Annotated in this window: 22 protein-coding genes, 4 tRNA genes and 1 pseudogene; 17 read left to right on the top strand and 10 right to left on the bottom strand. The window is 63.2% G+C overall.

Annotated elements, in window-relative coordinates:
• Window positions 1–27 precede the first annotated feature (27 nt).
• Window positions 28–1,794, top strand: a complete 1,767-nt coding sequence (gene ptsP, locus CA2_RS14635; RefSeq protein ID WP_042418892.1) for a phosphoenolpyruvate--protein phosphotransferase — start codon at window positions 28–30, stop codon at window positions 1,792–1,794.
• Window positions 1,795–2,195: 401 nt separating this feature from the next.
• Here ptsP and lipA read toward each other — a convergent pair whose 3' ends face one another.
• From lipA to CA2_RS14620, 3 genes are all read right to left on the bottom strand, one after another.
• Window positions 2,196–3,176, bottom strand: coding sequence for a lipoyl synthase (gene lipA, locus CA2_RS14630; protein ID WP_042418886.1), 981 nt, complete (start codon window positions 3,174–3,176; stop codon window positions 2,196–2,198).
• Between the two features lie 10 nt (window positions 3,177–3,186).
• Entirely contained in the window at window positions 3,187–3,828 is a 642-nt protein-coding gene (gene lipB / locus CA2_RS14625) for a lipoyl(octanoyl) transferase LipB (RefSeq protein ID WP_245620972.1), read from the bottom strand.
• A gap of 71 nt (window positions 3,829–3,899) precedes the next feature.
• Window positions 3,900–4,196 (bottom strand): DUF493 family protein, encoded by a 297-nt coding sequence (locus tag CA2_RS14620; RefSeq protein ID WP_042418884.1) that lies wholly within the window; start codon window positions 4,194–4,196, stop codon window positions 3,900–3,902.
• 281 nt (window positions 4,197–4,477) lie between these two features.
• Between CA2_RS14620 and CA2_RS14615 the strand changes: the two genes are divergently transcribed.
• The 10 genes from CA2_RS14615 (at window position 4,478) to CA2_RS14570 (ending at window position 12,409) form a co-directional block, all read left to right on the top strand.
• Window positions 4,478–4,954, top strand: a complete 477-nt coding sequence (locus CA2_RS14615) for an ATP synthase subunit I (RefSeq protein ID WP_042418881.1) — start codon at window positions 4,478–4,480, stop codon at window positions 4,952–4,954.
• 21 nt (window positions 4,955–4,975) lie between these two features.
• Window positions 4,976–5,839 (top strand): F0F1 ATP synthase subunit A, encoded by an 864-nt coding sequence (gene atpB / locus CA2_RS14610; RefSeq protein ID WP_042418878.1) that lies wholly within the window; start codon window positions 4,976–4,978, stop codon window positions 5,837–5,839.
• Window positions 5,840–5,885: 46 nt separating this feature from the next.
• On the top strand, window positions 5,886–6,134 hold the full coding sequence (gene atpE / locus CA2_RS14605) for a F0F1 ATP synthase subunit C (RefSeq protein ID WP_011803767.1): 249 nt from the start codon (window positions 5,886–5,888) through the stop codon (window positions 6,132–6,134).
• Between the two features lie 35 nt (window positions 6,135–6,169).
• Complete coding sequence (locus CA2_RS14600) at window positions 6,170–6,640, top strand: F0F1 ATP synthase subunit B (protein WP_042418867.1); 471 nt, start codon at window positions 6,170–6,172, stop codon at window positions 6,638–6,640.
• A 10-nt stretch (window positions 6,641–6,650) separates the two neighbouring features.
• A complete protein-coding gene (locus tag CA2_RS14595) occupies window positions 6,651–7,190 on the top strand; it encodes a F0F1 ATP synthase subunit delta (RefSeq protein ID WP_042418863.1) in 540 nt (179 codons plus the stop codon).
• Window positions 7,191–7,233: 43 nt separating this feature from the next.
• Window positions 7,234–8,793: a F0F1 ATP synthase subunit alpha gene (atpA, locus tag CA2_RS14590; RefSeq protein WP_042418860.1), complete on the top strand. Its 1,560-nt coding sequence runs from the start codon at window positions 7,234–7,236 to the stop codon at window positions 8,791–8,793.
• An 18-nt stretch (window positions 8,794–8,811) separates the two neighbouring features.
• Window positions 8,812–9,681, top strand: a complete 870-nt coding sequence (gene atpG / locus CA2_RS14585) for a F0F1 ATP synthase subunit gamma (RefSeq protein WP_042418857.1) — start codon at window positions 8,812–8,814, stop codon at window positions 9,679–9,681.
• A gap of 34 nt (window positions 9,682–9,715) precedes the next feature.
• Window positions 9,716–11,125 (top strand): F0F1 ATP synthase subunit beta, encoded by a 1,410-nt coding sequence (gene atpD, locus CA2_RS14580; protein ID WP_042418852.1) that lies wholly within the window; start codon window positions 9,716–9,718, stop codon window positions 11,123–11,125.
• 76 nt (window positions 11,126–11,201) lie between these two features.
• Complete coding sequence (locus tag CA2_RS14575) at window positions 11,202–11,618, top strand: F0F1 ATP synthase subunit epsilon (RefSeq protein WP_042418847.1); 417 nt, start codon at window positions 11,202–11,204, stop codon at window positions 11,616–11,618.
• 161 nt (window positions 11,619–11,779) lie between these two features.
• Window positions 11,780–12,409 (top strand): DUF1294 domain-containing protein, encoded by a 630-nt coding sequence (locus tag CA2_RS14570; protein WP_042418843.1) that lies wholly within the window; start codon window positions 11,780–11,782, stop codon window positions 12,407–12,409.
• A 57-nt stretch (window positions 12,410–12,466) separates the two neighbouring features.
• On the opposite strand, the gene CA2_RS14565 is transcribed toward CA2_RS14570, so the two are convergent.
• From CA2_RS14565 to CA2_RS14555, 3 genes and pseudogenes are all read right to left on the bottom strand, one after another.
• Window positions 12,467–13,009: a TPM domain-containing protein gene (locus CA2_RS14565; RefSeq protein WP_042418839.1), complete on the bottom strand. Its 543-nt coding sequence runs from the start codon at window positions 13,007–13,009 to the stop codon at window positions 12,467–12,469.
• A gap of 6 nt (window positions 13,010–13,015) precedes the next feature.
• Window positions 13,016–13,913, bottom strand: a pseudogene (locus CA2_RS17690) (TPM domain-containing protein).
• 40 nt (window positions 13,914–13,953) lie between these two features.
• Window positions 13,954–14,541 (bottom strand): LemA family protein, encoded by a 588-nt coding sequence (locus CA2_RS14555; protein WP_042418950.1) that lies wholly within the window; start codon window positions 14,539–14,541, stop codon window positions 13,954–13,956.
• Between the two features lie 123 nt (window positions 14,542–14,664).
• Between CA2_RS14555 and CA2_RS14550 the strand changes: the two genes are divergently transcribed.
• Entirely contained in the window at window positions 14,665–15,198 is a 534-nt protein-coding gene (locus CA2_RS14550; RefSeq protein WP_042418834.1) for a DUF2946 family protein, read from the top strand.
• A gap of 43 nt (window positions 15,199–15,241) precedes the next feature.
• Here the strand turns inward: CA2_RS14550 and CA2_RS14545 are convergent, their stop codons facing one another.
• The 4 genes from CA2_RS14545 to CA2_RS14530 all read right to left on the bottom strand — a co-directional run bounded on the left by CA2_RS14545 (window position 15,242) and on the right by CA2_RS14530 (window position 21,744).
• Entirely contained in the window at window positions 15,242–15,766 is a 525-nt protein-coding gene (locus CA2_RS14545) for a c-type cytochrome (protein WP_042418831.1), read from the bottom strand.
• A gap of 118 nt (window positions 15,767–15,884) precedes the next feature.
• A complete protein-coding gene (locus CA2_RS14540; protein WP_081889026.1) occupies window positions 15,885–17,330 on the bottom strand; it encodes an efflux transporter outer membrane subunit in 1,446 nt (481 codons plus the stop codon).
• Complete coding sequence (locus CA2_RS14535; protein ID WP_042418827.1) at window positions 17,323–20,490, bottom strand: efflux RND transporter permease subunit; 3,168 nt, start codon at window positions 20,488–20,490, stop codon at window positions 17,323–17,325. Before CA2_RS14535 ends, CA2_RS14540 begins: the two co-directional genes overlap by 8 nt.
• Window positions 20,491–20,502: 12 nt before the next feature.
• The gene (locus CA2_RS14530) at window positions 20,503–21,744 is read right to left on the bottom strand and encodes an efflux RND transporter periplasmic adaptor subunit (RefSeq protein WP_156106070.1); all 1,242 of its coding nucleotides are present in this window, start codon (window positions 21,742–21,744) and stop codon (window positions 20,503–20,505) included.
• Between the two features lie 207 nt (window positions 21,745–21,951).
• On the opposite strand from CA2_RS14530, the gene CA2_RS14525 reads away from it, so the two are divergent.
• From CA2_RS14525 to CA2_RS14505, 5 genes are all read left to right on the top strand, one after another.
• Window positions 21,952–22,596 carry a TetR family transcriptional regulator gene (locus CA2_RS14525; protein WP_042418822.1) on the top strand — a complete coding sequence of 215 codons (645 nt, stop codon included), beginning with the start codon at window positions 21,952–21,954 and terminating at the stop codon, window positions 22,594–22,596.
• Window positions 22,597–22,676: 80 nt separating this feature from the next.
• A tRNA-Arg gene (locus tag CA2_RS14520) sits at window positions 22,677–22,752 on the top strand.
• 68 nt (window positions 22,753–22,820) lie between these two features.
• Window positions 22,821–22,906, top strand: a tRNA-Tyr gene (locus CA2_RS14515).
• A gap of 56 nt (window positions 22,907–22,962) precedes the next feature.
• Window positions 22,963–23,036, top strand: a tRNA-Gly gene (locus CA2_RS14510).
• Between the two features lie 30 nt (window positions 23,037–23,066).
• Window positions 23,067–23,141 (top strand) — tRNA-Thr (locus CA2_RS14505).
• Window positions 23,142–23,238 lie beyond the last annotated feature (97 nt).

Genomic DNA, 23,238 nt, shown 5'->3' with positions numbered 1-23,238 from the left:
AGAGGCATCGTTGAAAAGGATCAAGGCATGACATTTGCCATCCATGGGCTGGCCGTTTCGCGCGGCATTGCGATTGGCCGGGCGGTGGTTGTGGCCGCCAGCCGGGTTGAGGTGCGGCACTACTTCATCGACGCAAACCAGGTCGAGGCGGAACTGGACCGCGCCCGCAAGGCCCGTGCGGCCGTGGTCGACGAGCTGCAGCGCCTGGTCAGCGACCTGCCTGAGGATGCGCCGGGCGAGCTGGCCGCCCTGCTGGAAGTGCACCTGATGCTGCTGCAGGACGAGGTGCTGGCAGCGGGTGTGCGCCACTGGGTGGCCGAGCGCCTGTACAACGCCGAATGGGCGCTGATGACGCAGCTGGAGCAGATCTCGCGCCAGTTCGACGAGATGGAGGACCCCTACCTGCGCGAGCGCAAGACCGACCTGGAGCAGGTGGCCGACCGCGTCCTGCGGCAGATGCGTGGCCAGGCCACCAGCCCCGTGGCGGCTCCCCCCCCGCCGCCCGCACCGGCGCAGGACGGCTCGCAGCCCATGCTGGAGGGGTTGGCCGATGCGCCCCTGGTGCTGGTGGCGCAGGACCTGTCGCCCGCCGACATGCTGCAGTTCAAGCGCAGCGTGTTTGCCGGTTTTGTGACGGCCGTCGGTGGCAAGACCAGCCACACCGCGATCGTCGCGCGCAGCATGGACATTCCCGCCGTGGTGGGTGCGCGCGCCGCCAGTCAGCTGATCCGCCAGGATGACTGGGTGGTGATCGATGGCAATGCCGGCGTGGTGCTGGTAGATCCCTCACCCATCATCCTGGAGGAGTACCGCTTCCGCCAGCGCCAGGACGTGCTGGAGCGTGAGCGCCTGGCGCGCCTGCGCCACACCCCGGCGATCACGCTGGATGGCCAGAAGGTCGAGTTGCTGGCGAACATCGAGCAGCCCGGCGATGCCGGCGCGGCCGTGCATGCCGGGGCCGCCGGCGTGGGGCTGTTCCGCAGCGAATTCCTGTTCATGGGGCGCGAAGGCAAGCTGCCCGGTGAGGAGGAGCAGTTCGATGCCTACAAGGCCGCCGTGCAGGGCATGCAGGGCCTGCCGGTGACGATCCGCACCATCGATGTGGGGGCGGACAAGCCGCTGGACAAAGTCAGCCGCGACATCTCGCTGAACCCCGCACTGGGGCTGCGTGCCATTCGCTGGAGCCTGGCCGAGCCCGCGATGTTCCGCACCCAGCTGCGCGCCATCTTGCGCGCTGCGGCGCTGGGCCCGGTGCAGCTGCTGTTCCCCATGGTGTCGCACCAGCACGAGGTGCACAGCATCGTGCAGCAGGTTCGGCTGGCCCAGTCCGAACTGGAGGCGCGGGGTGTGGCCCATGGGCCGGTGCAGCTGGGCGCGATGATCGAGATTCCGGCCGCCGCCATCATGGTGCGCAGCCTGCTGCAGCATTTTGATTTCGTCTCCATCGGCACCAACGACCTGATCCAGTACACGCTGGCCATCGACCGCGCCGACGAGGCCGTGGCGCATTTGTACGACCCCCTGCACCCGGCCGTGCTGCACCTGGTGGCCCAGGTCATCCAGACAGCCAACGACATGGGCAAGCAGGTCTGCGTGTGCGGCGAGATGGCGGGCGATACGGCGATGACGCGCCTGCTGCTGGGCCTGGGCCTGCGCAGTTTCTCGATGCACCCGGCGCAGATCCTGAGCGTGAAGCAGGAAGTGCTGCGCGCCGACACGCGCAAGCTGCAGCCCTGGGCGCAGACGGTGCTGGCGGCCGAAAGTCCGGCGGCGCTGCTGGAAGTGGCGCAGTAACACCGGCAACCGGGTCGCGCGCCATTTCGTCGCACGGCGCGTTGCTTATTGTTGCAATTTAATTGAGATTAATTCTCATTCAGTGCTATGATGCGTAGCACGGGGTTCTTGGAAGCACGTCTTCTGGTGGGGGATGCCAAGAACCGGCCCTTTTAGAGTTTCATCGTGGGGCGACAAACAGGCCTGTTAAGCCTGTGCGTCGTTTTTTGCCAGCCAGCGGTCTGCCCGGTTAGCCACGCATCTTTTCGCACGGTGAATGTAGAACTTGAAACAGGAGCAGCCAGCGCACGCTGCTGCTGGTTTTCAAAATGGTTGGCTGCTGAAGTCAGCATTCCTGGCGCGCCAAGCGCTATAAAAAAAAGCAACCCGTGGGTTGCTTTTTTTTTGTGCCTGCTGTGGACTCAGACGCCCGCAGCGTGCGCCTGCTGGTCGGCGTGGTAGCTGGAGCGCACCATGGCACCCACGGCGGCGTGGCTGAAGCCCATCTTGTAGGCTTCTTCCTCGAACATCTTGAAAGTGTCGGGGTGCACGTAGCGGCGCACGGGCAGGTGGCTGTTGGTGGGCGCCAGGTACTGGCCGATGGTCAGCATCTCGATGTCGTGGGCGCGCATGTCGCGCATCACTTCCAGGATTTCCTCATCCGTTTCGCCCAGGCCCACCATCAGCCCGCTCTTGGTCGGTACATTCGGGTGCAGGGCCTTGAACTTCTTGAGCAGGTTCAGCGAGAACTGGTAGTCCGAACCCGGACGCGCTTCCTTGTACAGGCGTGGGATGGTTTCCAGGTTGTGGTTCATCACATCGGGCGGCGCGGCCTTCAGGATTTCCAGCGCGCGGTCATCGCGGCCGCGGAAGTCGGGCACCAGGATTTCGATCTGGGTGGTGGGCGACAGTGCGCGGGTTTGCTGGATGCACTCCACAAAGTGGCCCGAGCCACCGTCGCGCAGGTCGTCGCGGTCCACGCTGGTGATCACCACGTACTTCAGGCGCAGGCGGGCGATGGTCTCGGCCAGCTTGCGCGGTTCGTCCACGTCCAGCGGGTCGGGGCGGCCGTGGCCCACGTCGCAGAACGGGCAGCGGCGCGTGCACTTGTCGCCCATGATCATGAAGGTGGCCGTGCCCTTGCCAAAGCATTCGCCGATGTTGGGGCAGCTGGCTTCCTCGCACACCGTGTGCAGCTTCTGCTCGCGCAGGATGTCCTTGATCTCGTAGAAGCGCGTGGTGGGGCTGCCCGCCTTGACGCGGATCCACTCGGGCTTCTTCAGGACTTCGCCCTGCTCGACCTTGATGGGGATGCGCGACAGCTTGGCCGCCGCCTTCTGCTTGGCCAGCGGGTTGTAGTTCTCGGCGGACTGTGCTTCGCGCACGACTTCGTTGCTGCTCATGATGGTGGTCTCAGGGCGCGAGGCGGGTGATCAGCTGACTGCCGAACACTTGCGCCACCTCGTTCCAGGTTGTCTGGATGCCGATTGTAGAAAGGTCGACGGTCGCCATGCCTGCATAGCCGCAAGGGTTGATGCGGTGGTAGGGCTCCAGGTCCATGGCCACATTCAGGGCCACGCCATGGTAGGTGCAATGGCGGCTGACCTTGATGCCCAGCGCGGCAATCTTGCCCAGCCCGGTGAAATCCGGCTGCGGCGCGGGGCTGCCGGGCTCGCGCCGCTGCGGGCGCTGTGCCAGCATGGCGTGGCTGAAGGGATCGTCCAGGCGCACATAGATGCCGGGAGCGCCTTCCACACGGTGGCCGGTGACGCCAAAGTGCGCCAGCGTGCGGATCACGGCTTCTTCCAGCCGGTACACATATTCCTTGACGAAGTAGCCGCGGCGCTGCAAGTCCAGCAACGGATACGCCACCACCTGGCCAGGGCCGTGGTAGGTCACCTGGCCGCCACGGTTGGTCGAGACCACGGGGATGCCGCCGGGCACCAGCACATGCTCTGCCTTGCCAGCGAGTCCTTGGGTGAATGTGGGTGCATGCTCACACAGCCATAGCGTATCGGTCGTGCGGTCATCGCGGTGGGCGGTGAAATCCTGCATCGCCTGGTTGCAGGCGGCATAGTCCACACGGCCCAGCAGGCGCACGTCGATGGCGGGCGACACCACCTGGCTCAAAGCACCACCTTGACCAGAGGGTGGCTGGTCAGGGCGCGGTACAGGTCGTCGAGCTGCTCACGGCTGGTGGCGGTCACGGTGATGGTGATACCGAGGTACTTGCCGCCGCTGCTGGGACGCTGCTCGATGGTGCTGGCGTCGAAGTAAGGGTCGAACTGCAGGGCCACGCGCGTGATCGCGTGCACGAAATCCTCCGCGTGCAGGCCCATCACCTTGATGGGAAACAGGCTTGGATACTCAATCAGCGAGTCCTTGCGGGGATCGGTGCTAGCGGATGTATCGGACATGGTCATGATGAAAAATGGAGCAAAGGGTTTTGCTTGGTGCGAAGACCATTGTGCGCTATGGTTGCGCCGCTGGTCGTGGGTGCGGGTTTAGGTGTCTTGCAAGGCAACTTACGTGCTTTTACAACGGTGCAAACCCGATGTCTTGTTGCCGCAGGACGACATAAGCTGCGGGAATTGTCCGTGAAAACCCCCGCAACCTGCTGCAGGTGGCGCTTGCAAAACGGGTTTCTACGTATAATCAGAGGCTTTGTGAAAATTCCGGTTTGAGCGCTGGCGCATCTGACAACATGAAACACCAAGCCCAGGAAACGGAATTTGAGGACGAAGAGCCGCAAATCAAGCCCCTGACGCCCGAAGAAGCGCAGGCGTGGCGACAGCGACAGCCCCGGATGTCCATGTGGCGTGTGCTTGCCGCCCAGGTGGTGGTGGGCGCGCTGTGCGCCGTGGTGGCAGCGCTGGTGGCAGGTCGCGAGGCTGGCTGGTCGGCTGCTTATGGCGCACTGGCGATCGTGGTGCCTGCGGCGCTGTTTGCTCGTGGCGTGGCCCGCAACAGCGGGCGCGCAGGGTATGCGTCGGGTGCGATTGCAAGGCTTTTTGCCTGGGAATTTGTCAAGCTGGTGCTGTGCATCGCCATGTTGGCCGCAGCCCCTGTCTTGGTGCCAAACCTGCATTGGCTGGCGTTGCTGGCAGGGATGGTGGTAACGATGAAAACGTATTGGCTGGTTCTGGTGACAGGGCGGGCCAGTGTCCGAAAAACCGATTGATATTGAGAGAAGAGTTCACCGATGGCAGCCGACGCGCACGCTCCAACCGCAAGTGAATACATTGTTCACCACTTGCAGCATCTGCAAAATATCAAGCAAAACTCCATCATCGATTTCTCGGTGGTGAATCTCGACTCCGTCGCGGTCAGCCTGATTTGCGGTGTGATCGGCCTTTTCGTGCTCTGGCTGGCGGCCCGCAAAGCCACGGCTGGCGTGCCCGGCCGTTTCCAGGCTGCGGTTGAAATGCTGGTGGAAATGGTCGACACCCAGGCCAAGGCCAACATCCACAATGCTGAATCGCGCAAGTTCATCGCCCCTCTGGCGCTGACCGTGTTCGTCTGGATCTTCCTGATGAATGCCATGGACTTGCTGCCCGTGGACCTGTTGCCCGTGCTGTGGCAGACCGCTCAGGGCGATTCGCACGCTTACCTGCGCGTGGTGCCCACGGCCGACCTGTCGACCACTCTGGGTCTGTCGACGGGCGTGCTGCTGCTGTGCTTCTTCTACAGCGTCAAGATCAAGGGTGCTGGCGGCTGGGCTCACGAACTGGTGACCGCGCCCTTCGGTACGTCGAAGAATCCCATTTTCGCCCTGATCCTGGGCGTGGTTAATCTGCTGATGCAGATCATTGAATATGTTGCCAAGACGGTTTCGCACGGTATGCGACTGTTCGGCAATATGTACGCTGGTGAGTTGGTGTTCTGCCTGATTGCCCTGATGGGCGGCGCGGCTGCCATGTCGCTCTCTGGTGTGTTGCTCCCCGTGGGGCACATCATTGCGGGCTCTATCTGGGCGATCTTCCACATTCTGATCATCACCCTGCAGGCCTTCATTTTCATGATGCTGACGCTGATTTACCTCGGCCAGGCGCATGAAGCCCACTGACCTTTCCCTTTCAACTTCAACTTTCCTTTAATCCCTAGGAGTCATCATGGAAAACATTCTCGGTCTCGTCGCTCTGGCTTGTGGTCTGATCGTTGGTCTGGGCGCTATCGGCGCTTCGATCGGTATCGCACTGATGGGCGGTAAGTTCCTGGAATCCTCGGCCCGTCAGCCTGAGCTGATCAACGAACTGCAAACCAAGATGTTCATCTTGGCTGGTCTGATCGACGCCGCTTTCCTGATCGGTGTTGCTATCGCCCTGCTGTTCGCTTTCGCCAACCCCTTCGTCCTGGCCTAAGCTCCGATCAACGCCCTAGAAAGAAAGGTGTTGCCGTGAGTATTAACGCGACCCTGTTCGTTCAGTGCATCGTCTTCCTGATCTTGGTGCTGTTCACGATGAAGTTCGTGTGGCCCCCGATTGCGAAGGCGTTGGATGAGCGAGCCCAGAAAATCGCCGATGGCCTCGCTGCTGCCGACAAGGCCAAGACCGAGCTCAGCGCTGCCAACAAGCGCGTTGAGCAGGAACTGAGCCAGACGCGCAACGAGACAGCATCGCGGCTTGCGGACGCCGATCGCCGCGCCCAGGCCATCATTGAAGAGGCCAAGGTCCGCGCGACAGAAGAAGGCAACAAGATTGTTGCTGCTGCCCGCGCCGAAGCTGAGCAGCAAGCCGTTGCAGCCCGTGAAGCACTGCGTGAGCAAGTCGCTGCACTGGCCGTGAAGGGCGCCGAGCAGATCCTCCGCAAGGAAGTGAATGCCGGCGTTCACGCTGATCTGCTGAACCGCCTGAAGACAGAGCTGTAAGGAAAGCAAAATGGCAGAACTCGCCACCATTGCCCGCCCTTACGCTGAAGCCTTGTTCAAGGCCAGCTCCGCCAGCGGAGCTGACTTGAACGGCACTGTCGCTTGGGTGGAGGAATTGGCGGCGATTGCCGCTGATCCGCAATTGCGTCAACTGGCCGACAGCCCCAAGGTGACGGTCGAGCAAGTGCTCGGCGTCATCACTGGCGTGGCCCGTTCGGCTTTGCCCGATGCCGCTCGCAATTTCCTGCGCGTCATCATTGAAAACGGTCGCCTGGACGCACTGCCTGAAGTGGCTGTGCAGTTCCGTGCCATCGTGAACCGCCTCAATGGCTCGTCCGACGCTATCGTTTACAGCGCTTTCCCCGTAGAGGATGCCGCTCTGAACGACATCAGCGATGCGCTGCAAAAGCGCTTCGGCCGCAAGCTGAACCTGTCCGTCCAGATCGATGCATCTTTGATCGGCGGCGTTCGCGTGGTGGTGGGCGACGAGGTGTTGGACACCTCCGTCAAGGCTCGTCTGGAACAAATGAAAGCGGCCCTCACTGCGTAAGCGGATTGAGGTCTCGGCTAACCAAAGAAAGAAGGAAAGAGTCATGCAACTCAATCCCGCAGAAATTTCTGAATTGATCAAGAGCCGCATCGAAGGGCTGGAAGCAACTGCCGATATCCGTAACCAAGGCACCGTGGTGTCGGTGACGGACGGTATCGTGCGCGTGCACGGCTTGTCGGACGTGATGCAAGGCGAAATGTTGGAATTCCCCGCTTCCGCCGATGGCCAGCCTTCGTATGGCTTGGCTCTGAATCTGGAGCGTGATTCCGTCGGTGCGGTGATCTTGGGTGAGTACACCCACATCGCCGAAGGTGACACTGTGAAGTGCACCGGCCGTATCTTGGAAGTGCCCGTGGGTCCCGAACTGATCGGCCGCGTGGTGAATGCGCTGGGCCAGCCTATCGACGGCAAGGGTCCCATCAACGCCAAGATGACCGACGTGATCGAAAAGGTTGCGCCTGGTGTGATCGCACGTCAATCCGTGGACCAGCCTCTGCAAACCGGTATCAAGTCCATCGACTCCATGGTGCCCGTGGGCCGTGGTCAGCGCGAGCTGATCATTGGTGACCGCCAGACTGGCAAGACCGCTGTTGCGATCGACGCCATCATCAACCAAAAGGGTCAAGGCGTTACCTGTATCTACGTGGCGATCGGTCAAAAGGCCTCGTCCGTCAAGAACGTGGTGCGCGCGCTGGAGCAAGCTGGCGCGATGGAATACACCATCGTCGTGGCTGCAACGGCCTCCGAATCTGCTGCGATGCAGTACGTGTCGGCTTACTCCGGCTGCACGATGGGCGAATACTTCCGCGACCGCGGTGAAGATGCCCTGATTGTGTATGACGACCTGTCCAAGCAAGCTGTGGCCTACCGCCAGGTTTCGCTGCTGCTGCGTCGTCCTCCAGGACGTGAAGCTTTCCCCGGCGATGTGTTCTATCTCCACAGCCGTCTGCTGGAGCGTGCCGCTCGCGTGAACGCCGACTACGTCGAAGCCTTCACCAAGGGCGCTGTCAAGGGCAAGACCGGTTCGTTGACTGCGCTGCCCATCATCGAGACACAGGCTGGCGACGTCTCTGCCTTCGTGCCTACGAACGTGATTTCGATTACCGACGGCCAGATCTTCCTGGAAACCAGCCTGTTCAACGCCGGTATCCGTCCTGCGATCAACGCCGGTATCTCGGTGTCCCGCGTGGGTGGTGCTGCCCAGACCAAGCTGGTTAAGGGCCTGTCCGGCGGTATCCGTACCGACTTGGCGCAGTACCGTGAACTGGCCGCGTTCGCGCAGTTCGCTTCCGATCTGGATGACGCAACCCGCAAGCAGCTGGATCGTGGTGCCCGCGTGACCGAACTGTTGAAGCAGGCCCAGTACTCGCCGCTGAACACAGCGCTGATGGGCGCGACGCTGTTCGCCGTGAACAAGGGCTACATGGACGACATCGAAGTCAAGCAAGTGCTGCCCTTCGAAGCCGGTCTGCACCAGTTCCTCAAGACCAGCCACGGCGCCCTGCTGGACCGCCTGAACGCCAACCGCGCTTTCGACAAGGAAGGCAAGGACGAAGCTGAATTGACCGCTGCCATCGCTGCGTTCAAGAAGTCGTTCGCTTAAACCGGACGAGGAGCCATCATGGCAGCAGGCAAGGAAATACGCGGCAAGATCAAATCGGTGGAAAACACCAAGAAGATCACCAAAGCCATGGAAATGGTGGCTGCATCCAAAATGCGCAAGGCGCAGGAACGGATGCTGGCTGCCCGTCCATACAGCGAAAAAGTCCGCAATATTGCAGCTCATCTTGGCGAAGCACATCCTGAGTATCAGCATCCCTTCATGCAAGTGCATGCTGATGCGAAGAAGGCCGGCATCATTGTGGTGACGACCGACAAGGGCTTGTGCGGCGGCATGAACACCAATGTGTTGCGTGTCGTCACGACCAAGTTGCGTGAACTGCAAGATGCGGGCACTTCGGCGGAGGCCGTGGCGATTGGCAGCAAGGGACTGGCTTTCCTGAGCCGTATTGGTGCCAAGGTGGTCTCTCAAGCCACAGCACTGGGCGATCAGCCCCACCTCGACAAGCTCATCGGGCCTGTCAAGGTGTTGTTGGACCAATACGCTGAAGGCAAGCTGAGCGCGGTGTACCTGAGCTACACCAAGTTCATCAACACCATGAAGCAAGAGTCGGTGGTGGAGCAACTGCTTCCACTGTCGAACGAGCAAATGCAAGCCGAGAAGACGGGTGCATCGTGGGAGTACATCTACGAACCTGATGCCCAGACCGTCATTGACGATCTGCTGGTGCGTTACGTGGAGTCCCTCGTGTACCAGGCAGTGGCGGAAAACATGGCGTCCGAGCAATCGGCGCGCATGGTGGCCATGAAGGCCGCAACCGACAACGCTGGCAACGTCATCAGCGAGTTGAAGCTGGTCTACAACAAGACGCGTCAGGCCGCGATTACGACCGAACTGTCGGAAATCGTCGCAGGCGCTGCCGCTGTGTAAACGGCTTTAACAGACAAACAGATTGGAGCAAAGAATGGCTCAAGTACAAGGCAAGATTGTTCAATGTATCGGCGCCGTGGTGGACGTGGAGTTCCCACGTGACCAGATGCCCAAGGTGTACGACGCGCTGAAGCTGGAAGGCTCGGCCCTGACCCTGGAAGTGCAGCAGCAGCTGGGCGACGGCATCGTCCGTACCATTGCGCTGGGTTCTTCCGACGGCCTGAAGCGTGGCCTGATGGTGACCAACACTGGTTCCGCCATCACCGTGCCCGTGGGCAAGGCGACCCTGGGTCGCATCATGGACGTGCTGGGCAACCCCATCGACGAACGTGGTCCCGTGGACCAGACCCTGACGGCCGCCATCCACCGCAAGGCCCCTGCGTACGACGAACTGTCGCCTTCGCAGGAGCTGCTGGAAACCGGCATCAAGGTGATCGACTTGGTCTGCCCTTTCGCCAAGGGCGGCAAGGTGGGTCTGTTCGGTGGCGCCGGTGTGGGCAAGACCGTGAACATGATGGAACTTATCAACAACATCGCCAAGGCCCACAGCGGTCTGTCGGTGTTCGCTGGTGTGGGTGAACGTACCCGTGAAGGCAACGACTTCTATCACGAAATGTCGGACGCCGGCGTGGTGAACCAGGAGAACCTGGGCGAGTCCAAGGTGGCCATGGTTTACGGCCAGATGAACGAGCCTCCAGGAAACCGTCTGCGCGTGGCGCTGACCGGCCTGACCATGGCTGAGTCGTTCCGTGACGAAGGCAAGGACGTGCTGTTCTTCGTGGACAACATCTACCGTTACACCCTGGCCGGTACCGAAGTGTCCGCGCTGCTGGGCCGTATGCCTTCCGCTGTGGGCTACCAGCCTACGCTGGCCGAAGAAATGGGCCGTCTGCAAGAGCGTATCACCTCGACCAAGGTGGGCTCCATCACTTCGATCCAGGCCGTGTACGTGCCTGCGGACGACTTGACCGACCCTTCGCCTGCGACGACCTTCGCCCACTTGGACTCCACCGTGGTGCTGTCGCGTGACATCGCTTCGCTGGGTATCTACCCTGCCGTGGATCCTCTGGACTCCACCAGCCGCCAGTTGGACCCCCAAGTGGTGGGTGAAGAGCACTACAAGGTGGCCCGCGAAGTGCAGGGCACCCTGCAGCGCTACAAGGAACTGCGCGACATCATCGCGATTCTGGGCATGGACGAACTGGCCCCTGAAGACAAGCTGGTCGTGGCCCGTGCTCGTAAGATCCAGCGTTTCCTGTCGCAGCCTTTCCACGTGGCTGAAGTGTTCACCGGCGCCCCTGGCAAGTACGTGCCTCTGGCCGAAACCATCCGTGGTTTCAAGATGATCTGCGCCGGTGAGTGCGACCATCTGCCCGAGCAGGCTTTCTACATGGTCGGTACCATCGACGAAGCCTTCGAAAAGGCCAAGAAGCTGGCTGCTTAAGCTGTCGTGAAACCGGGGCGTGAGCCTCGGTTGCACGTCGCAACAAGCCCAGTCCCACCTTTTCTCAGGAGCAAAGATGAACACCATCCACGTTGATGTGGTCAGTGCCGAGGAATCCCTCTTCTCCGGTCCAGCGCGCTTTGTCGCACTGCCTGGTGAAGCGGGCGAGCTGGGTATCTTGCCCAAGCACACGCCGCTGATCTCCCGCATCAAACCCGGTTCCGTGCGCATCGAATTGCCCAATGGCAGCGAAGAATTCATCTTCGTCGCCGGTGGCATTTTGGAAGTGCAACCCCACTGCGTGACCGTGCTGTCCGACACCGCCATCCGTGGCAAGGATCTGGACGAGCAAAAGGCCTCCCAGGCCAAGGCTGCCGCCGAGGAAGCCATGAAGAACGCCAAGAATGACGTCGACATGGCCAAGGCCCAGTCCGAGCTGGCTGTGCTGGCGGCACAGATGGCCGCGCTGCGCAAGTACCGCGGCAAGCGCTGATCGACCGGTCTCTGCAAAGAAAGCCACCGCAAGGTGGCTTTCTTTATGCCTGTTCTCAAAAACAAAGCACTTGGTGCTCGATGTACAAGGCTTTGCATCGATAAATATGCTGAAAGCGTTGCTGATCAAGCGCTGGCAGCTCTGGTTTTTGAAAGACGTTGATGCGCTATCACGGCTGTCTGGTGGAGTGGAACGATGACCGCGGCTTTGGCTTCATCCAGCCGGACCAGGGTGGTGCACGCGTGTTTGTGCACATCAGCGCCTGGCAGCCGCGGCCCCAAGCCACGTCCCGTCCGCAGGTGGGGTTGCGCCTGGAATTTGCCGTGGGCATGGAAGGCGGCAAGCCACGGGCGCAGCAGGTGACAGGGCGGCCTGCCGTGCGCCCACGCGCAGGCGGTCCCCAACGCACGGCGGGCCGGGTGTCCTGCGGTGCGCGGGTGAGCGGGGGTGGCAGCTATGTGGCGATCCTGGCCTTTGCGCTGGTGTGGGTTGGCACCGCCATGGTCTGGGGCGTGCCGCGCTGGGTGTTGCCGGGGTACGCGGTGCTCAGCCTAGTCACGTTCTGCGCCTATTGGCAGGACAAGCGTGCGGCCCAGGCGGGGCTCTGGCGCACGTCGGAATCCACCTTGCATACCTTGGCGGCCTTGGGAGGTTGGCCCGGCGCGATTGTGGCGCAGCAGTGGTTGCGGCACAAAAGCCGCAAAGCCGATTTCCGCATCCTGTTCTGGCTGACCGTGCTGGCCAATGTGGCGGCGTTTGTGGGGCTGCATTCACCCGCAGGGCGTGAGTGACTGGCGCGCTGGACCCTCTAGCGTGAAAAGTTCTTTCCAGCCGCGCCCGGCCGTGGGCTAGACATCCTTGGTGAAGCGGCCCTGGACCACGGGGGCGTCCGGCAGGTTGTCTGCGGCGTCGGTGCGGTCTGCGGGGTTGCGCGGGAAGTGCGCCACCAGCAATTGGGACACCAGTTCCAGCGCCTGCTCCAGCCCTTGCGCGTAGGCGGCCTGCTGAAAAGACTGTTGCATGTCGCGCACGATGGCATCCCAGGTGAGTTGCGGCACCGCACGGGTCATGGCGCGATCGGCCACGATCTCGATGGCGTGTTCCGCCAGCAGCAGGTAGATGAGCACGCCATTGTTGTGCTCGGTGTCCCACACGCGCAGCTTGCCAAACAGCCCGACGGCCCGGTCGCGGGCACTGGCGTTGCGCCAGATGTAGCTGTAGGGCAGTCCGCCTTCCACACACAGGCGCAGCTGGCCGGTGTGCAGGCGCTCGCTGGCGGCGACGGCCCGCTCCAGGCGCTGCAGCACGTCGTCGGGGAAGGTCTCGCGCACCTGGCCCTCCACCCAGCGGTGCTGCCACAGTCGGTACAGGCGTTGCAGCAGGTGGGCCATGGTGCGTCACCAATTCCCGGAAGCGCCACCGCCCCCAAAGCTGCCCCCCCCCGCCGGAGCGAAAGCCGCCAGCGCCCCAACCCCCGTTGCCCCCGCCGCGCCATCCCCCCCGGCCGCCCGCATTCCAGCCACCCCCCAGTGGCGGGCCGCCCCCACCGCGTGGGCCATTGGCCAGCAAGGTTACCAGGGCGGCCAGCACCCCGGCGCCCCCGGCCAGCCACAGGCTGGTAGTGACCGCGTAGGCCAGCACCCCGGCCCCCCCGCCCACCAACAGCGCGCCCCGCTTGTTGCCCAGCAGGCGGCGCAGCAGCGGGGCGACGACCATCACCCCGAAAAATAGAAAAATGGCCAGGCTCTCCAGGTCCACACGGTCGCGGGCGGTGGTGGGCTGCTGCGGTGCCGGCAAGGCCTCACCGGCGATGCGCGCGGCAATCTGGTCCAGGGCGGCCAAGATGCCGGCGGCATAGTGCCCCTGGCGGAATTGCGGGGCCATCTGATGGTCGATGATGCGCGCTGCGGCCAGGTCGGGGATGGCGCCCTCCAGGGCGCGGGCCACCTCGATGCGCATGCGCCGGTCGTCCTTGGCGACCACGATCAACAGGCCGTCGCCCACGTGCTTGCGGCCGATCTTCCAGGTGCTGGCCACGCGGTAGGCGAAGGGGGCAATGTCTTCGGGTGCGGTCGTCGGCACCATCAGCACCACCACCTGCGAGCCCGACTTGGCTTCGATGCTGCGCAGCCGTTGTTCGATCGCCCGGGACTCCTCGACCGACAGGGTGTGGGTCTGATCGATCAGCGCAGCAGTGAGTGCGGGCACAGGCAGCACGCCATGTGCCCAGCCGGGCAGCCAGCATGCACTCAGAACGATAGCTAGCAGCGCTTGCCACATCAGCGAGACAGCCATATTTGCTTCCTCAACGGGCCGACGCAGGGGCGCGCCGGCCTTACTTGCTGCCAAAGTCGACGCTCGGCGGGCGGGCAATCTCGGCCTCGTTGGCCACCGTGAAGCTGGGTTTGGGCTGGTAGCCAAACAGCATCCCCGTCAGGTTGGTGGGAAAGCTGCGCGCCAGCACGTTGTAGGCCTGGACAGACTGGATGTAGGCATTGCGGGCCACGTTGATGCGGTTTTCCGTGCCTTCCAGTGTCACGCGCAGATCGCGGAAGGCCTGGTTGGCCTGCAGCTGCGGGTATTGCTCGGCCACCACCATCAGGCGCGACAGGGCACTGCCCAGCTGCCCCTGGGCTTGCTGGAACTGCTGGAAGGCGGTGGGGTCGTTGATCAGCTCGGGCGTGGCCTGGATGGCGGTGGCCTTGGAGCGGGCTTCGATCACCTGGGTCAGGGTGTCGCGCTCGAAGTTGGCTTCGCCCTTGACCGAGGCGACGATGTTCGGCACCAGGTCCGCGCGCCGCTGGTACTGGTTCAGCACTTCGCTCCACTTGGCCTTGGTGTCTTCGTCCAGGCGCTGAAAATCGTTGTAGCCGCAGCCCGACAGCGAGGTGGCGATCAGCAGGATGGCGAGCAGATGTTTCATGCACATGTCCCTTCAGAGCAGTTCCTGGCGCCATTGTGGTGGCCGACCGCGCCGCGGGTTTGTAGGCAAAATGCGGGCAACCGTTAGGCGCCGCCAAGTGGCAGCGCGCAAAGGACCGACAGCATGGATGAGATCGTGAAGCAGGCGTTGATCAAATGGCCGAATGTGCCGCATGTGCACGGCTGGCTGGGCCTGGATGCCCGCGGCCAGTGGTGGCTGCGCGATGCGGGTGTGCAGGCGCAGGGCCCATTTCCACAGAGCAAGGGGACCCTGGTGGAGCACGAGAAGCTGCTGGCCTTCATCGGGCGCAATTACGAGACCGACGCGCAAGGCCAATGGTTTTTCCAGAACGGCCCGCAGCGGGTGTATGTGGAGCTGGAGCACACGCCCATGGTCTGGCGCGTGGATGCGCAAGGCGCGGTCTGCTCGCACACGGGCGTGCCCCAGGCCCAGGTGCAGGACTGCTGGATGGATGACGAAGGCCGTGTCTACCTGCGCTGTGCCGGGGTGCTGGGCGTGGTGCACTCGCAGGACATGGTGCACGTGGCCGACGTGGTGGAGCAGGGGCACTGGCACCCCCAGTCCCTGGCGTGGGATGCGCTGCCGCAGCGTTTCCAGTTCGTGCGCAGCCCGCAGCGGGCCGCAGCGCAGGCATGAAAAAAGGACCCTGAGGGTCCTTTTTGTTGGAGCGCGCTGGCGATTACTTCGCTGCGGCGTCGCCTTCCTGCGCGGCAGGCTGCGGCTCTGGGAAGTTGGCGCCGCCGGCATTGGCCATGAAGGCCACGCCACGGGCGATTTCCAGGTCGTTGAAGTCGCCACCCCCTTGGGGGGCCATGGCACCCTTGCCCTTGAGGGCCGAGTGCACCAGGGCGTCAAAGCCTTGGGCCAGACGGGGACCCCAGTCACCCGCAGCGCCGAACTTGGGCGCGCCCGAAACGCCGGTGGCGTGGCAGGCGGCACATTGGCCCTTGTACACATCCTCGCCACCGCGCAGGGGGCGGTTGGCATCACGAATCTCCACGGCGCCCACCTTTTGCAGGCGCTGTGCCTGGGCCAGCTCCTGCATGCCCACGCCGGCACCGGTCTTGGGCGCCGAGCCCACGAAGGTGACCAGGCCAATGATCAGGATCACGGGCAGGATGAAGGCAAGCAGTACCGTGATCAGCAACTGCTTGGGGTTCTTGATGGGGCCGGTATGGGCTTCTTCGTGGTGCTTGTCGCTCATGGCGTCCTCTGGTTATCGGGGCGGGGAAAAACCAACGGCGGATTATATCGATGGGGTTTTTTTGCCCCAGTCCCCCAGCGGCCGTTTGGCGGCCGCTGTGGTACAGAGTTGACGCACCTCAACGATTGGTGGTTTCCTGCTTGCCAAGGCTGGCTTCGGACCAGCCGCCGCCCAGGGCCTTGTACAGGGCAACCTGGTTCTGCAGTTGGGCCAGGCGTACCTGCACTGCGGTTTGCTCCACCGTGAACAGCGAACGCTGGGCGTCCAGCAGGTCCAGGTAGCTGGCGACGCCGTTGCTGTAGCGCAGTTCGGACAGGCGCAGGCGTGCCTGCTCGGCCTCAATCTGGGCTTGCTGGGCCCGCGCCTGCTCGCCCAGCGTGGCTTCGCCGGCCAGGGCATCCGAAACTTCGCGGAATGCGGTCTGGATGGCCTTTTCGTACTGGGCCACGGCGATGCCGCGGCTGGCCTTGGCCACTTCGAGGTTGGCCTGGTTGCGGCCGGCGTCGAAGATGGGCAGGGTCAGCGAAGGTGCGATGGAAAAGCCCCAGCTGCCGCTCTTGAACAGGCCCGAGAGCTCGTTGCTCACCGTGCCGGCCTGGGTGGTCAGGGCGATGCGCGGGAAGAAGGCCGCACGCGCTGCGCCGATGTTGGCGTTGGCGCCGATCAGCTGCTGCTCGGCTTGGCGCAAGTCGGGGCGGCGCACCAGCAGGTCGGACGGCAGGCCGGCTGGCAGGCTGGCCATGGCGGCCGCATCGGCCAGCTTGGCGCCCTTCAGGCTTGCGCGCAGGTCGTCCGGCAGGGGCTGGCCCAGCAGCAGGGCCAGGGCATTCTCGTCCTGGCTGCGCTGGCGGATCTGCTGCGCATAGGTGGCGCGTGCGGCTTCGGTCAGCGACTGGGCCTGGCGGTAGTCCAGTTCCGAGGCCACGCCGTTGTCGAAACGCAGTTTGGCCAGTTTGATGGACTCCTCGCGCGTGGCCAGGGTGCGGCGCGAGATGTCCAGCAGCTCCTCGTCGGCCAGCAGGGTCAGCCAGCCGTTGGCCACGCTGGCCACCAGGCTCAGCTCGGTGGCCTTGCGGCCCTCGTCGCTGGCCAGGTACTGGGCCAGGGCCTGTTCCTTGAGGCTGGCGATGCGGCCAAAGAAGTCCAGCTCCCAGGCCGAGACCGCCAGTCCCACCTGGAAGTTGTTGACGATGTCGCCCGTGACCTGGCTGTTGCCACGGCTGGCATTGGCCGCCGCGTTCACCGTGGGGAACTGGTCGGCGCGTCGGATCTGGAACTGGGCGCGGGCCTGCTCCAGGTTCAGCACGGCCACCCGCAGGTCGCGGTTGTTCTCCAGGGCCAGGCGCACCAGACGCTGCAGGCGGGCGTCGGTGAAGAACTGCTCCCAGGGCACGGGCGCGCTGGCCTGGCCTTCGGCGGCGGCCGGCGCCGTGGCACCGGAGACCGTGGGGAAGGCCGTGGGCACGGGGGCTGCCGGGCGCTCGTACTTGGGCACCAGCGAGCAGCCGGCCAGCAGCGCGGCGGTGGCCAGCACCGACAGGCGAAGGCTCGGGGTCTTACTCATGCTTGCTCTCCTCGATGCCGGCGGCTTGCGCGTGCGCGGCATATATCTTCCGTTGTCGTTCGCTGCCCTTGAAGAAGCTGCGCACCAGCACAAAGAACACGGGCACGAAGACCACGGCCAGCACGGTGCCGGTGATCATGCCGCCGATCACGCCGGTGCCGATGGCACGCTGGCTGGCCGAGCTGGCGCCCGAGGCGATGAACAGGGGCACCACACCCAGGGTGAACGCCAGCGAGGTCATGATGATGGGGCGGAACCGCAGGTGGGCCGCTTCCAGCGCCGCTTCGATCACGCTCTTGCCCTGGGCCTGCAGGTCCTTGGCGAATTCCACGATCAGGATGGCGTTCTTGGCCGAGAGGCCGATGATGGTCACCAGGCCGATCTGGAAGTACACGTCGTTGGCCATGCCCCGGGTCAGTGTGGCCAGCACCACGCCGAGCACGCCCAGCGGCACCACCAGCATCACCGAGAAGGGGATGGACCAGCTTTCATACAACGCGGCCAGGCACAGGAACACGGCTAGCAGCGAGAAGGCGTAGAGCACCATGGCCTGGTCGCCGGCGAGCTTTTCCTCGCGCGACAGACCGGTCCACTCGAAGCCGAAGCCTTCGGGCAACTGGGCGGCCAGGCGTTCCATCTCGGCCATGGCATCCCCTGTCGAATAGCCTGGTGCGGCATCGCCGGCCAGCTTCATCGAGGAGTAGCCGTTGTAGCGCACGGTCTGCATTGGGCCGGTGATCCAGCGTGTGGAGGCGAAGGCCGACAGTGGTACCACCTGGCCCTGGTTGTTGAGCACGGGCAGATCGAGGATGGACTCGGGCTGCATGCGCGCCTTGGCATCGGCTTGGACCACCACACGCTGCAGACGACCCTGGTTGGGGAAGTCGTTCACGTAGGCCGAACCCAGCGAAGTGGACAGGGCCGAGTTGATGCTGTCAAAGCCCACGCCCAGGGCGCTGGCCTTGTCGCGGTCGATCTCCAGCTGCATCTGGGGCGCGTCTTCCATGCCGTCGGGGCGCACGCCTGCAAGGATCTTGCTCTGCGAGGCCATGCCCAGCAACTGGTTGCGTGCAGCCATCAGGGCATCGTGGCCCTTGGCGCCGCGGTCCTGCAGGCGGAAGTTGAAGCCGGTGCCCGTGCCCAGCTCTGGGATGGGCGGGGGGCTGAGCGCGAAGATGAAGGCGTCGCGCACCTGGCTCAGCGCCATGTAGGCGCGGCCCGCCACGGCGCTGGCCGAATGCTCGGCCCCCGTACGCTCGCTCCAGTCCTTCAGGATCACGAAGGCCAGACCGGCGTTCTGGCCCTGGCCGGAAAACGAGAAGCCCGACACCGTCACGATGTTCTTCACCTCGGGCTGAGCCAGCATGTACTCCTCGACGCGCTTGAGGGCCTCGCTGGTGCGGGCCTCGGCGGCGCCAGGCGGCAGCTGCACGTTGGTGATGATGTAGCCTTGGTCTTCGTTGGGCAGGAAGGAGGTGGGCAGGCGGGTGAACACATAGCCCACGGCGGCCACCAGCACCAGGTAGATGACCATCATGCGGCCACCGCGGCGCACCAGGGAACCCATCGCGCCTTCATAGCTGTGCGTGGCTCTCTTGAAGCGGCGGTTGAACCAGCCAAAAAAGCCCTTCTTTTCGCTGTGGTGGTCAGGATCGACCGGCTTGAGCAGGGTGGCGCACAGTGCCGGGGTGAGCGACAGCGCCAGGAAGGCCGAGAAGGCGATGGACGTGGCCATGGTGGCCGCAAACTGGCGGTAGATGTTGCCGGTGGAGCCCGCAAAGAAGGCCAGTGGCACAAACACCGAGATCAGCACCACGGTCACGCCGATCACGGCGCCCGAGATCTGGCTCATGGCCTTGCGTGTGGCCTCCAGGGGCGGCAGCCCCTCTTCGGCCATGATGCGCTCGACGTTCTCCACCACCACGATGGCGTCGTCCACCACGATACCGATCACCAGCACCATGCCGAACATGGTGAGCACGTTGATCGAGAAGCCCATGGCGAACAGCGCGGCAAACGTGCCCAGCAGGGCCACGGGCACCACGATGGTCGGGATCAGGGTGTAGCGGATGTTCTGCAGGAACAGGTACATCACCAGGAACACCAGCACCACGGCTTCCAGCAGGGTGTGGACCACCTTCTCGATCGAGACCGAAATGAAGGTCGAGGTGTCGTAGGGCACAGAGAAGGACACGCCTTCAGGGAAGAACTTCTGCAGCTCGGCGAGCTTGTCCTTCACGGCCGTGGCCGTGGCCGTGGCCAGGGCGTTGGCCGAGGGCGTGAGCTGCACGCCCAGGCCCACGGCCGACTTGCCGTTCAGACGGGCCGAGGTGCTGTAGCTTTGCGAGCCCAACTCGACGCGGGCCACGTCCTTGAGGCGCACCGACGAGCCGTCGGTGTTGGCGCGCAGCACGATGTTGCCGAACTGCTCGGGCGTGCTCAGCTGGCCGCGCACGACGATCGTGGCGGCGATGGGCTGGTCGCTGACGGCAGGCAGGTCACCGAGGTTGCCGGCGGACACCTGGGCGTTCTGGGCCTTGATGGCGGCGCTGACCTGGTCGATGGACAGCTTGAAGCCCTTGAGCTTGGCTGGATCGACCCAGACGCGCATGGCGCGCTCGGCGCCGAACTGCGTGACCGAACCCACGCCCGTGACGCGCTGCAGCTCGGGCACGATGTTGCGTGCGGCGTAGTCGTTCAGGGCGTCCAGGCTGAAGTTAGGGTTCTCTGTGGTGATCATCGAGAACAGCAGGAAGTTGGAGCGGGACTGCTCCACACGCACGCCCTGCTGTGTCACCGCGGCAGGCAGGCGCGGGGTGGCGCGCGACAGGCGGTTTTGCACATCCACCTGGGCCAGGTCGGAATTGGTGCCGGGCTCGAAGCTCAGCACCACCGTACCTGTGCCGTTGGCCTGGCTGGTGGTTTCCACATAGGCCAGGCCTGTGGCGCCGTTCATCTCACGTTCGATGACGGCGAGCACGCTGTCTTCCAGCGTCTGGGCGGTGGCGCCGGGGTAGGCCACCGAGACCTGGATGGTCGGCGGCGCCACGGCGGGGTACTGGGCGACGGGCAGCTTGGTGATGGACACCGCCCCGATCACCATCAGGAAGATGGTGATGACCCATGCAAAGATGGGTCTGTCGATAAAGAACTTGGCCATCTGCGGCGCTCCTTACTTGTTGTCTGCCTTGGCCGCTTCGGCCGCAGGCGCGGCGGCGGGCTGGGCACCGTTGGCCTTGGCGGCGTCGGGCTGCCATGGCACGGGTTGGACCTTGGGCGCGCCGCGCAGCTTCTGGAAGCCGTCGACCATCACCTGCTCGCCTTGCTTCAGGCCTTCAAGCACCACCCAGTTCGTGCCCTTGGCCGAACCGATGCGCACCTTGCGTGGAGCAACCTTGCCTTCGGCATCGACCACCATGACGCTGTCGCCCTGGTCGCTGCGGGTCACGGCCTGCTGGGGCACGAGGATGGCATCGGCTGCCTGGGCCTGCTCCAGGCGCACACGCACGTACAGGCCGGGCAGCAACTGGCCGCCGGGGTTGGGCACTTCGGCGCGCAGCGTGATCTGGCCCGAGGTGGAGTCCACCGTCAGGTCCGAAAACAGCAGTTTGCCGGTCTGGCCATATTCCGTGCCGTCGTCCAGCACGATGCGCACGCTGGCCGCATCCTGGCCGCTGACCTTCTTGAGCTGGCCGGCGTCCATGGCACTGCGCAAACGCATGACGTCCGAGGCCGACTGCGTGAAGTTCACATAGACGGGATGGATCTGCTGGATGGTGGCCAGTTGGGTGACTTCACCCTGGCCTACCAGCGCACCTTCGGTCACCAGGGCGCGGCCGATGCGGCCCGATATGGGGGCTGTCACCGAGGCATAGCCCAGGTTGATACGGGCGGTTTCCACGGCGGCCTTGGCCGATGCCAGATCGGCTTCGGCCTGTTTCTGGGCGGCCACGGCCGTGGTGTAGTCCTGTTTGCTGATGGCATTGGCTTCCACCAGGGGCTTGTAGCGTTCGGTCAGGGCTTTGGCCTGGGCCACCGTGGCTTCGGCGCGTGCTACCGAGGCCTGTGCGCTCTGCAGTGTGGCGCGGTAGGGTGCAGCATCGATTTCGAACAGAGGCTGGCCGGCCTTGACGTCGCTGCCTTCACGGAACAGGCGCTTGAGCAGGATGCCCGAGACGCGAGCACGGACTTCGGCGGTGCGCGAGGCCTCGACACGGCCCGGCAGTTCAGTGACCAGGGCCACGTCCGAGGGCTGAGCGACCACCACGCCCACTTGGGGAGCGGGCGTTTCACCGCCTGCATGACCGGCTGGCTGGTCGCTCTTGCCACAGGCTGTCAATGCCAGGAGAGATGCCAAAGCCAATGCGCCAATCATCGGACGGCGGAGTGCAAAAGGAGGGGGGAAGCGGTTCATGGACATCCTCATGGAAGGGAGAGTGGGCGGCCGTACGGTTGGATGGGACAGATCAGAACAAAAATAGGCCTCTGCACAAAGTGTAAAGGCCGGGTTAGTCTGGAAATTATACATACATACGCGAATGTATAATTAATGACAAGTCATCCCGACCTTGCTGATGTTGGGGGTGATGCGGTGATGATTTTTGCTTGAAAGGGGCGATTTGTGGCTCGTCGTACCAAAGAGGATGCGGAGGCAACGCGCAACAAGTTGCTGGATGCTGCCGCGGAGGTGTTTTTTGCCAAGGGGGTGGCGGGCGCCTCGTTGTCGGAAGTGGCGCAAGCTGCAGGCTTGACGCGAGGTGCTATTTATTGGCACTTCAAGGACAAGGTGGACCTTTTTGATGCCTTGATGCAAAGGACAACTTTGCCGTTCGAGCAGGCGTGGGAGGCTGGCCAAGCCAAGTTCATGCAGCACGGTGCGGTGCTGCCCGAGATCCTGGGTGTTCTGCGCATGGTGTTCAGGTCTGTGAGTACTGACACGGCAACTCGGCGTGTATTTGATATTGCTTTGTACAAGGTTGAGTGTGTGGGTGAGCTCTTGGATGTGCGCCAGCGGCGCATAGAGGGTGCACTTCGGTTTGCGCTGCAGATAGAGCAGGCGTTGTTGTTGGCCGCTCAGCAAGAAGGTGTGTGCTTGCCTGTGTCTGGTCAAAATGCGGCGCGGGGGTTGCAGGCTATCTTTGATGGTGTGCTGCATTTCTGGTTGCTGCAGGATGGGCAATCTTTTGATCTGGAGGCGGAGGGGATGCTGGCTGTTGCGCTGTACTTGAAGGGGTTGGGGTTCGATTTGCAAAAAGAAATTGCGTGATTCCCTGAAGCGGCGCAAAAGTGCGGGTTAGAATGCGGGCTGCAGATTTTTTGGTAGTTCGCGTGTAGCGGGTGTCGTTAGCGGCTGTAGCTCAGTGGATAGAGTATTGGCCTCCGAAGCCAAGGGTCGTGGGTTCGATCCCCGCCAGCCGCGCCAAACAAACTCAAGAAAATACCTAAAAATATTTTTGCGATAAAAAAATCTGCTACAATCTAAATCTCTTCGGAGGGATGCCCGAGTGGCTAAAGGGGGCAGACTGTAAATCTGTTGGCTTACGCCTACGCTGGTTCGAATCCAGCTCCCTCCACCACCTTTCGAGGTGAAGAGATTTAAGCATCGCTTGGCGGTGCGCGCAAACCCAAGTTTGCGGGAGTAGTTCAATGGTAGAACCCTAGCCTTCCAAGCTAATGACGCGGGTTCGATTCCCGTCTCCCGCTCCAAGATTCATAAGTTTGCTTGTGCAGGCTTATGCCCATGTGGCTCAGTGGTAGAGCACTCCCTTGGTAAGGGAGAGGTCGGCAGTTCGATCCTGCCCATGGGCACCAATTAGTGGTGCTTCTGTGTCAGATGGTTGCGCCGAAACATCGTTAGCATTTGATTTTTTTCGGAGTCGAAAAAATGGCAAAAGAAAAGTTCGAGCGC

This window comes from Comamonas aquatica NBRC 14918, assembly GCF_000739875.1.
In the GTDB taxonomy this organism is placed as follows: Bacteria; Pseudomonadota; Gammaproteobacteria; order Burkholderiales; family Burkholderiaceae_C; genus Comamonas; species Comamonas aquatica.
Note: the sequence above shows the minus strand (reverse complement) of the source record. Positions and strands in the feature narration are given on the sequence as shown.